Source organism: Paradevosia shaoguanensis (genome assembly GCF_016801025.1).
Taxonomy (GTDB): Bacteria; Pseudomonadota; Alphaproteobacteria; order Rhizobiales; family Devosiaceae; genus Paradevosia; species Paradevosia shaoguanensis.
The window spans coordinates 2533424-2546749 of sequence record NZ_CP068983.1 but is presented as its reverse complement, the minus strand read 5'-3'; the positions used below and the strand labels follow the sequence as shown (position 1 = coordinate 2546749).

General features: G+C 63.6%; 12 protein-coding genes. 2 read left to right on the top strand and 10 right to left on the bottom strand.

The features are described 5' to 3' along the window. Window positions 1-46 precede the first annotated feature (46 nt). Complete coding sequence (locus JNE37_RS12195; RefSeq protein ID WP_203062982.1) at window positions 47-1204, top strand: winged helix-turn-helix domain-containing protein; 1158 nt, start codon at window positions 47-49, stop codon at window positions 1202-1204. Window positions 1205-1291: 87 nt separating this feature from the next. Further along, window positions 1292-1711: a CBS domain-containing protein gene (locus JNE37_RS12190; protein WP_203062980.1), complete on the top strand. Its 420-nt coding sequence runs from the start codon at window positions 1292-1294 to the stop codon at window positions 1709-1711. A 52-nt stretch (window positions 1712-1763) separates the two neighbouring features. Here JNE37_RS12190 and JNE37_RS12185 read toward each other — a convergent pair whose 3' ends face one another. From JNE37_RS12185 to tolQ, 10 genes are all read right to left on the bottom strand, one after another. Beyond that, window positions 1764-2468, bottom strand: a complete 705-nt coding sequence (locus JNE37_RS12185) for an outer membrane protein (RefSeq protein ID WP_035035690.1) — start codon at window positions 2466-2468, stop codon at window positions 1764-1766. 181 nt (window positions 2469-2649) lie between these two features. Next, a complete protein-coding gene (glmM, locus tag JNE37_RS12180; protein WP_035035686.1) occupies window positions 2650-3993 on the bottom strand; it encodes a phosphoglucosamine mutase in 1344 nt (447 codons plus the stop codon). 162 nt (window positions 3994-4155) lie between these two features. Beyond that, a complete protein-coding gene (ftsH, locus tag JNE37_RS12175) occupies window positions 4156-6087 on the bottom strand; it encodes an ATP-dependent zinc metalloprotease FtsH (protein WP_035035683.1) in 1932 nt (643 codons plus the stop codon). Between the two features lie 143 nt (window positions 6088-6230). Further along, window positions 6231-7490 (bottom strand): tRNA lysidine(34) synthetase TilS, encoded by a 1260-nt coding sequence (gene tilS, locus JNE37_RS12170; protein ID WP_203062978.1) that lies wholly within the window; start codon window positions 7488-7490, stop codon window positions 6231-6233. Further along, window positions 7475-8527 (bottom strand): tol-pal system protein YbgF, encoded by a 1053-nt coding sequence (gene ybgF / locus JNE37_RS12165; RefSeq protein ID WP_203062974.1) that lies wholly within the window; start codon window positions 8525-8527, stop codon window positions 7475-7477. Before ybgF ends, tilS begins: the two co-directional genes overlap by 16 nt. A 168-nt stretch (window positions 8528-8695) precedes the next feature. Beyond that, window positions 8696-9172, bottom strand: coding sequence for a peptidoglycan-associated lipoprotein Pal (gene pal, locus JNE37_RS12160; protein WP_035035681.1), 477 nt, complete (start codon window positions 9170-9172; stop codon window positions 8696-8698). Between the two features lie 217 nt (window positions 9173-9389). Then, the gene (gene tolB / locus JNE37_RS12155; RefSeq protein WP_182399376.1) at window positions 9390-10700 is read right to left on the bottom strand and encodes a Tol-Pal system beta propeller repeat protein TolB; all 1311 of its coding nucleotides are present in this window, start codon (window positions 10698-10700) and stop codon (window positions 9390-9392) included. Between the two features lie 52 nt (window positions 10701-10752). Further along, the gene (locus JNE37_RS12150) at window positions 10753-11946 is read right to left on the bottom strand and encodes a hypothetical protein (RefSeq protein WP_035035677.1); all 1194 of its coding nucleotides are present in this window, start codon (window positions 11944-11946) and stop codon (window positions 10753-10755) included. 4 nt (window positions 11947-11950) lie between these two features. Beyond that, a complete protein-coding gene (gene tolR, locus JNE37_RS12145; protein WP_035035675.1) occupies window positions 11951-12403 on the bottom strand; it encodes a protein TolR in 453 nt (150 codons plus the stop codon). Between the two features lie 2 nt (window positions 12404-12405). Then, window positions 12406-13107: a protein TolQ gene (gene tolQ, locus JNE37_RS12140; RefSeq protein ID WP_035035765.1), complete on the bottom strand. Its 702-nt coding sequence runs from the start codon at window positions 13105-13107 to the stop codon at window positions 12406-12408. Window positions 13108-13326 lie beyond the last annotated feature (219 nt).

The following is a 13326-nucleotide window of genomic DNA, read 5'->3' as shown; positions in this document are numbered from 1 at the left end:
ACATGGCCTAATTCAGCCTCGTGCAATGTCAGCGGGTTGATTCGCCGTGCCGGCCAAAGCTTCCAGGATCAGGACCATCACGCCCTCCCAGGCGCGCCGCATCTGGCTGCATGCGCAGCGGCTGGACGAAGCGGCCCCGTTTGGTGAGGGCCCCGAGGCGACACGCCTTGCCGTCGAGCATCTGGGCTACGTGCAGATCGACACGATCAACGTCATCGAACGCTCGCACCACCACATCCTCTTCTCCCGCATCCCAGGCTATCGCCGTGGCGACCTGCGACAGGCACAGAGCATGGACAAGAGCGTCTTCGAATACTGGACGCATGCCCTCTCCTACGTGCCGACGCGCGACCTGCGCTTCTTCCTGCCCGAGATGAAGCGGCACAAGACCGAGCCCAGCCGGTGGTATGCGGATGCCAACCCGAACGACCTCAAGCGCATGCTGCGTAACATCCGCAAGGATGGCGCCCTATCCATACGCGATATCGATGATGACGAACTGGTGGAGAAAGACCATCCCTGGGCCAGCCGCAAGCCATCCAAGCGCGTGCTGCAGCTGGGGTTCTATAACGGCGACCTCGCCATTTCCGAGCGCAACGGCATGGTGAAGACCTATGAGCTGATGGAGCGTCATTTCGGCTGGAACCAGCGGCCGAAAGCGGCGACCGACAAGCAGGTCGCCGAATACCTGCTCGATCGGGCCTTGCGCTCGCAGGGCCTCGTGAGCCTTGAATCCATCAGCTATCTCGAAGCCAAGCGCAAGCCGGTGTTCAAGGAGCTGATCGAGGGGCGCGTGCGGCGCAGGCAATTGGTTCCGGTGACCATCGAAGGGGTGGAAAAGCCGCAGTTCTGGGCCACGCCCGAAGTGCTCGACGCGATGCCCGAGCCGGGTCAGGAACTGGTGCATATCCTTTCGCCCTTCGACCCGCTCATCATCCAGCGCAAGCGAACCAGCGCCATCTTCGGCTACGATCATCTCTTCGAAGCTTACGTGCCCAAGGCCAAGCGCAAATACGGCTATTTCTCGCTGCCTGTGCTGGTGGGTGAGGAAATCGTGGCGGCGCTCGACCTCAAAACCGACCGGGCGGTCCGCAAGGTGCTGATCCAGAACTGGACCTGGGTGCGTCCCGACGAGAGCGGCCGCCTCAAGGGCATTGTCGAAGAAGCGTTGGGGCGCTTCGAGGCCTTCCAGCTCGGCGACTGACGGAACTCCCCGCCCCGCGTGGACGTTTCTGCCATGGGCGGAAGCCTTTGCTGCCGCCCGTTCATTCCAAGCACAGGGAGGCCGGAAATGAAGGTCAAAGACGCCATGCACCGGGGCGCTACCTGGTTCGCACCCGATACCAATGTCCGCGAAATCGCGCGCGCCATGCGCGATGAAGATATCGGCGCGGTGCCGATTGGAGAAAATGACCGCCTGGTCGGCATGGTCACCGATCGCGACATCGTCTGCCACGGGCTGGCCGATGGCCGCGACATCGACGTGATGACCGCCCGCGACGTGATGAGCGGCCCGATCCTCTATTGCCGCACCGAGGAAGACCTCGAAGACGCGGCGCATTTCATGGAAATCAAGGGCGTGCGGCGTCTGCCGGTGATCGACGGCAACAAGCGGATGGTCGGCATGCTCTCGATGGGCGACATCGCCGCCTTCGCGACCCGCAACACTTCGGGTGAAATGATGGAAGCGGTTACCGCCCACCACGCCTGAAACGAAAACGGCGCCCCAAAGGGCGCCGTTTGGAATGTTCATGGATCGCTTGTCAGTTGAAGCGGTAGCGGAGCGTGCCGCGCACTTCGTGGATCCAGTTGTTGTTGATGACGTAGGCGTTGACCATGTTCGGCGGGGTATTGCCGATCGTCGGCAGGTAGACGCCGCGGTAGCCGACATCGGCAACCATCGCACCCATGTCGTAGGTCACGCCGGCCATGACGGCAGCGGCGGGCTCGAAGCGATCACCCCAGGCCCAGGCAGTGCCGTTGGGCTCGTTGATGGTCGTGTCGACCCAGGCAGCACCCAGACCAGCACCCACATAGGCGCCGAAGCCGCCGGCCGAGCTGGAGAGGCCCGAGAAGTTGAAGTCGTAATAGGCGTTGGCGAGAGCCAGGCCGCCGCGCAGGTTGGCCTTGCGGCCATTGCCGAAGGTCAGGCCGGAATTGTTAAGGTAATCCACCGTCACGTCGGCGCGCAGGCCCGAACCGGTTTCGTAACCGAAGCCAGCGCCGAGGCTGTAGCCATAGCCCCTGTCAGTCACGTCGGTACCGCAGCCACCGCAGGGATTTTCAAAGTTGCGCGCCGCCCAGAGATTACCGGCAACGCTACCGCGCAGGTAGAAAGAGCCGCCAACGCCGTAGTCGACGTCGGGAACCTCGATGACAGGCGGGTAATAGGGCATATCGGCGGCCCGCACTGGGCCGACGGCGAGGGCGGCTACTGCCACCATGACCAATGCGAACAGCTTGCGCATTTTCTCTTTCGAATCCTTCGTAAGTGCCACGACGCCAGTCGTTTCGAAGGGGAATATGCGGTGTTTTTCTTAATGCCGGCTTAACCTTAGCGATTAACCCTAATCGAAAGCTAAAATGCGTGAAGAACGGGGCCTCGATGGCCCCGCTTTCTGGTTACTCGGCGATGCGAGGAGGGCTCCGTCAGGCAACCTGACGGATGACGCTGGTAATATCCTCGACGATCGAGGCCACGAGGCTGCTGTCGTCTGCCTCGCCCATCACGCGGATCACCGGCTCGGTGCCCGATTCACGGATCACGAGGCGCCCCATGCTGCCGAGCCGCTCGCGGGCAGCAGCGATGGCATCGACCACCTTCTTGTCCTCCAGCGGCTTGCCATGGCCATAGCGCACGCTCTGCAGCAATTGCGGCACCGGCTGGAAGCGCGAGCAGATCTCGGACACCGAGCCGCCGGTCTCCTTGATGACCGAGAGCAGTTGGAGCGCAGCCACGAGGCCGTCGCCGGTCGTGGTGAAGTCGGAAAGGATGATGTGGCCTGACTGCTCGCCGCCGACATTGAAGCCCTTTTCGCGCATGGCTTCGAGGACGTAGCGGTCGCCCACCTGGGTGCGCTCGAGGCCGAGGCCGAGCGTGGTCAGGTAGCGCTCGAGGCCCAGGTTCGACATGATGGTGGCGACGATGCCGCCGCCCTGCAACTGGCCGCGTTGCAGCCAGGATTGCGCGATCACGGCCATGAATTGGTCGCCATCGACCACGGTACCATTCTCATCGACGATGATGACGCGATCGGCATCGCCATCGAGCGCAATGCCGATATCGGCGCGCAGCTCACGCACCTTGGCCGCCACGGCCTCGGGCGAGGTCGAGCCGACCTTATGGTTGATGTTGAAACCATCGGGCTCGACGCCGATCGTGAAGAGCTCGGCACCAAGCTCCCAGAGGGCAGTCGGAGCGACCTTATAGGAGGCGCCATTGGCGCAATCGAGCACGACGCGCAGGCCGGAAAGATCGGCATTCTTGGGAAGGGTGCGCTTGGCGTATTCGATGTAACGCGTCCGCGCTTCCTCGTCGCGATGGGCGCGACCGATACCCCTGCCCTGCTGGAGGCGGGGCGTGAGATCGGAATTCATCAGCTCTTCGATCTGGGCTTCGACCTCATCGGAAAGCTTGTAGCCATCCGGACGGAAGAGCTTGATGCCGTTGTCATCGAAGGGATTGTGCGAGGCCGAGATCATGACCCCAAGATCGGCGCGCAGCGAGCGCGTGAGCATGGCGACGGCAGGTGTTGGCATCGGGCCGAGGAGGAACACATCCATGCCGACAGCCGTGAAGCCGGCGGTGAGCGCGTTCTCGATCATATAGCCGGAGCGGCGCGTATCCTTGCCGATCACGACGCGGTGCCGATAGTCGCCGCGCTGGAAGGCAATGCCGGTCGCCATACCGACCTTGAGCGCCAACTCCGGCGTCAGCTTCTTGCCGTTGGCCAAACCTCGGATGCCATCGGTACCAAAATATTGTCTCGCCATGTACTCGCCCAAAAGTGCCAAATCACGGCGCAATATAGCGCCGCGCGGTTCCCCCACAACAGCTCGTTGTCAGGCTTATTAGCGCAGGATCAGGGCAAAATATTGGAAAACCGCACCCTTTCGCGCAAAGGAAAAGGCCGCCCGAAGGCGGCCTTTGTTTGGTCAATTGCCCGGCTGGGGCTCCATGCCGCCATCGGGGGCGGCATCGGGACGCCGGCGCGAGGTCTTGCCGGCCGAGGGCACGCCCGTCGACTTGGGCGAAGCATCGGACTCGCTCTCGCGGAACGGGCTCTGCCCGTTCATCAGGCCACGGATTTCATCACCGGTCAGGGTCTCGTATTCGATGAGCGCCTTGGCGATGGTGTGGAGGTCATCGATGTATTCACGAATGACCTTCTGCGCCGTCTGGTAGCCTTCCTCAACGAACCGCTTCACTTCCGCGTCGACCAGTTGCTGGGTCTCGTCGGAGAGGTGCGTATTGCGCTGCACCATCGAGCGGCCGAGGAACACCTCATCCTGGTTCTCGCCGTAAAGCAGCGGGCCGAGCTTGTCGGACATGCCGAACTCGGTCGCCATGGCGCGGGCAAGGCCCGTGGCCATCTTGATGTCGGCCGAAGCGCCGGAAGTTACCTTGTCGTAGCCGAAGATTTCCTCTTCGGCGACACGGCCACCCATGGCGACCGCGAGGTCGGCATAGCACTTCTGGCGGGTCAGGGACACCTGGTCCTTTTCGGGCAGACGCATCACCATGCCCAGCGCACGGCCGCGCGGGATGATCGTCGCCTTATGGATCGGGTCGGACCCTTCCATCTTGATGGCGAGGAGAGCGTGGCCCGCCTCATGGTAGGCAGTGAGCTTCTTCTCTTCCTCGGAGATGGCGAGCGTACGGCGCTCGGCACCCATCATGAGTTTGTCCTTGGCGTCCTCGAACTCCGCCATGGTAACGAAGCGCTTGTTGCGCCGCGCGGCCAAGAGCGCGCCTTCGTTGACGAGGTTCATGAGGTCAGCGCCGGAGAAACCGGGCGTGCCACGGGCCAGAACCTTGAGGTCCACGTCGGGAGCCAGCGGCACCTTGCGCACGTGCACCTTGAGGATGCGCTCGCGGCCGGTAACGTCCGGGTTCGGCACCACGACCTGACGGTCGAAGCGGCCGGGACGCAGCAGAGCCGGGTCGAGCACATCGGGGCGGTTGGTGGCGGCGATGAGGATGATGCCCTCGTTCGCCTCGAAACCGTCCATCTCGACCAGGAGCTGGTTGAGGGTCTGTTCGCGCTCGTCGTTACCGCCGCCGAGGCCAGCGCCACGATGGCGGCCCACGGCGTCGATTTCGTCGATGAAGATGATGCACGGGGCATTCTTCTTGGCCTGCTCGAACATGTCGCGGACGCGGCTGGCGCCGACACCGACGAACATTTCAACGAAGTCCGAACCGGAAATGGTGAAGAAGGGCACGTTGGCTTCGCCAGCGACCGAACGGGCCAGCAGCGTCTTACCGGTACCGGGAGGACCGACAAGCAGCACACCGCGCGGAATACGGCCACCCAGGCGCTGGAACTTGCCCGGATCGCGCAGGAATTCGACGATTTCCTCGAGGTCCTGCTTGGCTTCGTCCACGCCGGCGACGTCCTCGAACGTCACCTTGCCCTGGGTCTCGGTCAAGAGCTTGGCGCGCGACTTGCCGAAGCCCATCGCGCCACCGCGACCGCCACCCTGCATCTGGCGGATGAAGAAGAACCACACGCCGATGATGACGATGAACGGCAGCCAGCTCGACAGCAGGATCGACCAGAAGGGGCTACCCTCCTGCGCCTTGGCAGTGATCGAGACACCACGCTGCTCAAGACGCGGCACGATATCGGCGCCGGCCGGGATCACGGTTTCGAACCGCGTGCCGTCGCTCAGAGTGCCGGAGACAACATTGTCGGTGATGGTGACGGCCGAAACCTTGCCCGCATCGACGTCGCTTACAAACTGGCTGTAGCTCCTGTCGGACACCGCAATGGAGCGGGTCGACGACTGAAAGACCTGAAACAGGCCCATCAACATGAAGAGGATCACCAGCCAGATGGCGAAGTTCCGAAAATTGCCGTTCATAAAATCCTGTCCCGGATGACCGGCAATCTGGAAGTGCCGGTAGATAGGCCGAATGTAAGGCCACCAATAGGGCGTTACAAGGGCAAGTGGTCCAGCCACTATGCCGCTTTTCAGTTAATGCGCGGTCACGCAGATCGCTCCGCCTATTCCTTAAGGAAAGTTATTCTGACGCGCTCGTCAAAGGCGTGTGTTCCAAGCGAGAGCACTTTCTCGCTTTCGTCCACGATCATCGGCGAAGTGCGGATGGCCTCCATGGGCGCGGTGATACGGAAACCGAATAATTCCTCGAGATGCCGGCGCTGCCAGTATTCGGCGGGAACCACCGTAAGCCCCGCATCCTGCGAGAGATTGGCGATGAGGAACCGCTCGTCCCAGACGAACTCGACACCGGGATCGACCCGTATCCTGGTCAGCGCCGCACGGCCCGGCTCGCGCGCCACCGAGATCACGCCGCTCGAATTGCGCACGACGCACCCCAGCACCGTGCGGGTTTTTGACACATCGCCGGCCACCAGCGCATCGCGCAGCCGTTCGACGACACTCAGCGCCCGCGGCTTCTGCTGCCCGCCCACGATCCGCAGCACGCGCGCAAGGATGCGGTCGGCAATGGCCTTGGGGACGCTGGCGAACTGATCGGAATCGATCTCGGCCGCGCCGAACCCATCGAGCCGTACGATCTCGTCGAAACTGATGCTGGCCGTGATCGCCAGCGCTTCCTCGGCCTGCGCCGCCCGCTCGGAGAAGCGGAAAAGCGTCTCGGCATCGAGCCCGAGATCGGCAAGGGCCGGCAAGGCGCGACGCCAGCGCACGCGCTCATAGTGCGGATCGCTGTTGCTCGGATCCTCGGCGGGCGTCAGCCCCTCGGCGTCCACGACGGCACGCAGGATTTTGGGATCGACGGCAAGGAAGGGCCGGAAGATCGGCACGCCTTCGACCATGGAGAGCGGTTGCATGCCCGAGAGACCATCGAGGCCCGAGCCGTGCGACAGCCGCATCAGGATGGTCTCGGCCTGGTCGTTGATGTGATGGGCGGTCAGCAGGATTTCGGCGCCATCCTGTGCCATCGCCTCTCCGATCAGCCGATAGCGCGCCTGCCGGGCTGCATCCTGCACGCCGGTGGCAGGCTTGGCGCCGGTCCAGGCGAGGGCGCGCGGCTCGAAGCCGAGCTTCTTCGCCTCGTCCACGACCATGGCCACCTCGTCCCGCGCTTCGCGGCGCAGGCCGTGGTCAACGCTATAGACGAAGACCTTGGGGGGATTTTCGAGTTCGCGAAGCCAGCGCCTGACCAGCACCATCAGCGCCAGGCTATCGGCGCCGCCCGAAACGGCGAGGCCGATTGCCTTGCATTGCGCGACGGGCGCCAGCGCGGCGGCGAGGCCCTCGGCCGTCACGCTGGTGGACATTGAGCCTTGGCCTGTTCCTCGCTGAGACGGGTTTTGAAGGCAGCCGTCAGGTTGGTGTAGCGCTTGGTGACCTCGGCAAAGGTCCGGCAGGCGGTATCGCGCTCGTCGGCACCCGAAAGGGCCATGCCGAGCTTGAGCAGGATATCGGGCGCGCGCGGCGAGCTCGCATATTTCTGGAAGCCGTCGACGAGTACCTCGGCTGCATCGCCATAGGCACGCCGCTTCAGCAGAGCCTCACCGAGCCAGTTGGTGGCATCGGCCGCCTGCGGGCTGTCGGGATAGAGCTCGAGATATTGCCGGAACTGCTGCTCGGCGAACGAATAGTCGCCCTTGACGATGGCATCATACCCCGCGGCGTATTGAGCCTCGGCATCTCCCTCGGTCGCCTTGGTGCCGGCGGCGCGGTTGAGATCGAGCGGGGCCTTGGGCGTCGTCGGCACGTCGAGCGAACCGGGGGGGAGCGGCTGCAACGGAGCGCCATCGACACCGTTGCCGGTGCCAAGCAGCGGATCGTGCGACAGCCCGATATCGTCCATCGGCTGTTCGTCGGCCCCCAGAACCGGAGCGTTGGCAGCGCCGGCCGCTCCATTGCCATCAAGCGTCTGGATCGAGCCTTGCGGGGCGGCAGCGGCGGGCGGGGTCTGGGCCGGGGTCTGCGGCGCCTCTCCGGACGGCGTCACGCCACCGGATTGAGGAGCCGCCTCAGTTTTTCCCCCGGCACCGCCTTGGGGCGCGGCCGGAGCCCCTCCTTCGAGCTGCTGGAAGCGATATTCGTTGTCCTCGTTCATCTTCTGGACAAGCGTCTGCATCTGCGCGAGCTGGAACTGCAGCCCTTCGACCTGGCCGGTGAGGGTGCGGATCTGCTCCTCAAGCTGCTGGATACGCAGGGCCAGTTGGGCCTCCTGCGCATTCTGCGCCACGTGGATGCGCTCCTGCGCCTGGCCGGCAACCGGCGCGGCCGCGAGCGAGGCGGCCAGGAATGCGGCAATCGTAACCCGCTTGGCTCTACCGCCCTGGGGTTTGAGGATTGTCACCACTTATGTCTCCAAAGAAAACGCGTTGAGAGGCGGTCGCCCGCCAGAATACGAATGCTGGCAACGGCATAAAGACAAATTTTGGCGAAAAAAGAAGCGCCGGGGCCAGATACGCGGCTCCCGGCGCTATTGCCTCCAGTTTTCCTGGAGTAGCGGGCTATGCGGTGGACCTTATTGGACCACGGTCACCGCACGGCGATTCTGAGACCAGCACGAGATGTCGTTGCAGATGGCAACCGGACGTTCCTTGCCGAACGACTTGGACTGGATGCGCTGCGAATTCACACCCTGGCTGATGAGGTAGTTGACCACGACCTGCGCACGGCGGGCGCCGAGGGCGAGGTTGTATTCACGCGTACCGCGCTCGTCGGCATGGCCTTCGATCAGGACGCGATAATTGGTGTAGCGGTTGAGCCAGGCTGCCTGCTTGTTGAGCGTATCCTGGGCGGTCGGGGTCAGCGAGGACGAATCGGTTTCGAAGAACACGCGATCGCCAACGGTGACGAGGAATTCCTGCTGGCTGCCCGGGGCTGCCGCGCCGGGGCCGAGATTACCAACGCCGGTCGCCGGAGTGCGCGAACATGCCGCGACCAGGGCCACCAGGGCGACAAGCGCGAAACCGCGCAGAAAGCCGATAACGGGCGTCATAGATTACTCCAAAGGGATCGAATTTAGGCAATGTATTTACTGCCCGTTATCTTAAGGCAGGGTTCTCGGACATGGTTAATTCCGGCTTATTCTGGCCGGATTGTGGCCGGATCGCCCCGGATTCCCTAGCTGTTGCGGTTATGCACGGGCAAGCGCCCGAAAAACGAAACGGGGAGGTCGTAACCTCCCCGTTAAGCTTGATGAATTCTAACCGCGATCAGGTGCGCAGAGGCGACCAGGCCGGATCCGAAGCGAAGGTCTCGGTCGGAATCTTCTGCACGTTGCGACCCCAGACGTCGACCGAATGCAGCGCCGGACCGTCATTACCACCCGGATCCTGGAAGAACATGATGACGCGCCCGTTGGGCGCCCAGGTCGGGCCTTCCGCGTGGAAGCTCGAGACCAGAATGCGCTCGTTCGAACCATCCGGCCGCATGATGCCGATCTGGAACTGACCACCCGACTGGCGGGTAAATGCGATGAGATCGCCCTTCGGCGACCAGACGGGGGTCGAATACGAACCCTGGCCGTAGCTGATGCGGTTGGCCCCGCCGCCGGCCGCGCTCATCAGATAGATCTGCGGACTGCCGCCACGATCTGATTCAAAGACAATCTGGCTGCCATCCGGCGAATAGGAAGGCGCGGTATCGATCGCAGCGCCGCTGGTGAGCTGCACGGGCTGGCCGCCGCCAATGGCAAGCGAATAGATGTTTGTCGCCCCGCTCGCTTCCACCGAGAAGGCGATCGAGCGACCATCGGGCGAGAAGCGCGGGGCAAAGGTCATCTGCCCGAACGAACCCAGCCGCTGCTGCCGGCCGGAGGAAAGCTGCAGCAGATAGACCTGCGGATTGCCTTCCTCGAAGTTCATGTAGGCGACCATGTCCGAATTGGGGGAGAAGCGCGGCGTCAGCGCCAGCGTGCGGCCATCGGTGAGGTACTGCGGATTGGCGCCGTCCTGATCCATGATGGCAAGGCGCTTGACGCGGTTGGCCTTCGGCCCGCTCTCGGCGGTATAGACCACGCGCGTATCGAAATAGCCGCCTTCGCCGGTGAGCGAAGTGTAGATGGCATCCGAGATGATGTGGGCGATGCGGCGCCAGCTATTGGCATCGGTGCCGTAGGACTTGCCCACCACCTGCGCGCCCTGCTGCGTGTCCCACACACGCACCGAGGACTGGATCTGGCCACCACGCTCAACGGTACCCATGACCAGAGCATCGGCCTGCGCGGCCTTCCAGCTCGGGAAGTCCGGCGTAGCCTGCACGTCGCCGACCTGGGCGGGAAGCGAGGCGGGATCGAGCGGGTTGAAGAGACCGGAACGGCGCAGGTTGGCACGCACGATGTCGGCAACGTCAGCGCCGAACTGCGGATCGGACGAGGAGAAATTGGGGATGGCGATCGGCAGCGGACGGAAGTCGCCGCCGCCCACGGTGATCTGCACCAGAGCGGAAGCCGGGCGGGCAGCGATCATCGCTGCCGAACCGGCTATGCCAAGCTTAAGCGCATTGCGCCGGGTCAAGAGAGTCATGGGTCTTCTCCATTCTGGCCGCCTCCTTCTGGGGTGCAGCGCATCCTTTTTTCTAGAACTGGCTCGGATCAAACGTCACGCCGATCTCGCGCCACTGGTCGTAATTGTCAGCCGACAGCATGGTGTAGGGACCGCAGGTCATGACAGCGCGCACGGCGGCATTCGCCAGCGCCTGTTCGATCTGGGTAGACGGCTGGCGCGCGATCTGCGCGCCCGAAACGCTGCCGTCGGCATTGAAGCTGATGGCAACCTGCGCCGTCGTCTGTGTATCGACGGCACCAGGCGGCACATTGAGGCAACGCCGGATCTGCGCCACGAGGCCATCGAGCTCGGACTGGCTCAACCGAGCAGATGAGCCGGTCGGCTTGCCGAGAGTGGGCTCACCGCCCTGCCCGGTCGTGCCGCCGCGGGAATCGTTGTTGTTGATGATGTCCGAAATTCGGTCGGCGGCCTTTACCGCGGCCTGCTGCTGCTTTTTGGCATCAGCTTCCTTCTTGGCCTGCTCTTCCTTCTTCTTGGCATCAGCGACGCGCTTGGCCTCTTCGGCCTTCTTCTTCGCCTCTTCGTCGGCTTTCTTCTTGGCGTCTTCCTCGGCCTTTTTCTTGGCGTCCTCTTCCGCCTTCTTCTTGGCCGCTTCCTGCTGCTTCTGGAATTCGGCGCGCTTCTGCTCGAGATTGGCGACACGGGTCGCCGGCGCGGGCGCGACTTCCTGCGGCGTGGGCGTAGCGGTCGGCGTCGACAGCTCGGGTGTCACCGGCGCGGGCGTCGGGGTCGGATCAGGCGTGGGCGTCGGCTCGGGCGCGGGGGCCGGCGGTGGCGTCGGAGCGGGTTGCGCCTGGGGCGGCTCCGGACGCGGAGCAGGCTCGGCCGGCGTCGGCGGCGTGGTCGGCACCGGCGTCGGATCAGGCTCGGGCTCCGGCTGGGGAGCGGGCGCAGTATTGATCGAGGGCGCAGGCGAGGGCTTGGGCGCGATCTCGGGCGTCGGCTGGTCCTGCTCGGTATTGCCCGTGGGCTGGGCGATCTCGGCGGGCTTGTCGTCCTTGACGATCGAGGGGGTCGGCGTGTCGACGATCTCGCTGTCGAGCGTGCCGGCCCGGATATTGGTCACGGAATCGAGGGGCACGAGGTCGACGGCAATGGAGTCGACCGCTTCCGGACGCAGCTCCTTGGCCCCGCTCAGCCCGAAAAGGACTATGGCGAGGAGAGCTGCGTGCGAAACTGCCGAAACGGTTACGCCGACCTTCATGCCGTCACTGCCCCGCGGGCGCCTGTTCGGTAATGAGGCCGATATGGGTGTACCCGGCGCCCGAAAGCGCCCCCATGACCTTCATCACCGAGCCGTAATTGGCCTGCATGTCACCGCGCACATAGATGCGCTGCTCGGGCCCTTCGGTCGCAAGCGTGGCGATCTTGGCGATCAATTCCTCGAACTGGATCGGCTCTTCCCCGACATAGGTGGCGCCATCGGGCGTCACCGTGACGGTGACCGGCTTGCTGTCGGTATTGAGTTCCTTGGCCTGCGTCTGCGGCAGGTCGATCGGCACGCCGACCGTCATGAGCGGCGCCGCGACCATGAAAACGATGAGCAGCACGAGCATCACGTCCACCATCGGGGTGACGTTGATGTCGCTCATCGGGCGATTGCCGCCCCTCCGCCTGCCGCGGCGGGAGCTGCCTCCGCCGCCTCCAACTGCCATGGCCATGCTTACTTCCCCCTGGCTTCAAGCTGGCGGGAAAGGATGGTCGAGAACTCGTCGGCAAAGCTTTCGAGCCGCCCGGTCATCTTGCTGGCGTCGCTCGAAAGCTTGTTATAGGCGATAACGGCCGGGATAGCGGCGACGAGGCCAAGCGCCGTCGCGAAGAGGGCTTCGGCGATACCGGGCGCCACCACGGCGAGGTTCGTGCTCTTGGAGGCAGCGATGGACGTAAACGCGTTCATGATGCCCCATACCGTACCAAAAAGGCCAACAAAGGGCGCGGCCGAGCCAACGGTTGCGAGGAAGCCGAGATTTTTCTCGAGCGTATCGCCCTCGCGATTGATGGCGACATCGAGCACCTTGTCTAGGCGGGCCTGCATACCGATGAAAGAGGCCGCGTTCTGCTCGTGGCTGCGCTTCCACTCCTTCATGGCGGCAACGAAGACCGCACCGAACCCGGGGCTCGGACGGTCCGACTGCGTCTGATAGAGCTCTTCGAGCGACTGGCCCGACCAGAAGACGCGCTCGAAGCGGCTCATCTCGCGCTTGTAGCGCCCGTAGAGCATCGACTTGTCCACGATGATCGCCCAGCACCAGATAGAGGCAGCAAGCAGCGCCAGCATGACCAGCTTGACGATCCAGTCGGCTTGTACAAACAGACCCCAGATAGAAATGTCGGAGTGCGTGGCGACTGCCCCGACAGCGTCCATGGCTTCCATGAATTGTCCTTTCGGCTCGGTCCTATGCACTCAACCGGCCCTTGCTGCGGTCCGATGGGGTCGAAATGCGTCAAATTTAAGAGAAATGCTCCGGCATTCCGGACCATAGCCGGAGCCTTCATCCATTGCCGTATTTATGGTCAAGGATCGGTTAACAAAGCCCCCAAAACCCGGCGGCGCTTCCCTGACACGGCCAGATTTGATCGGCAA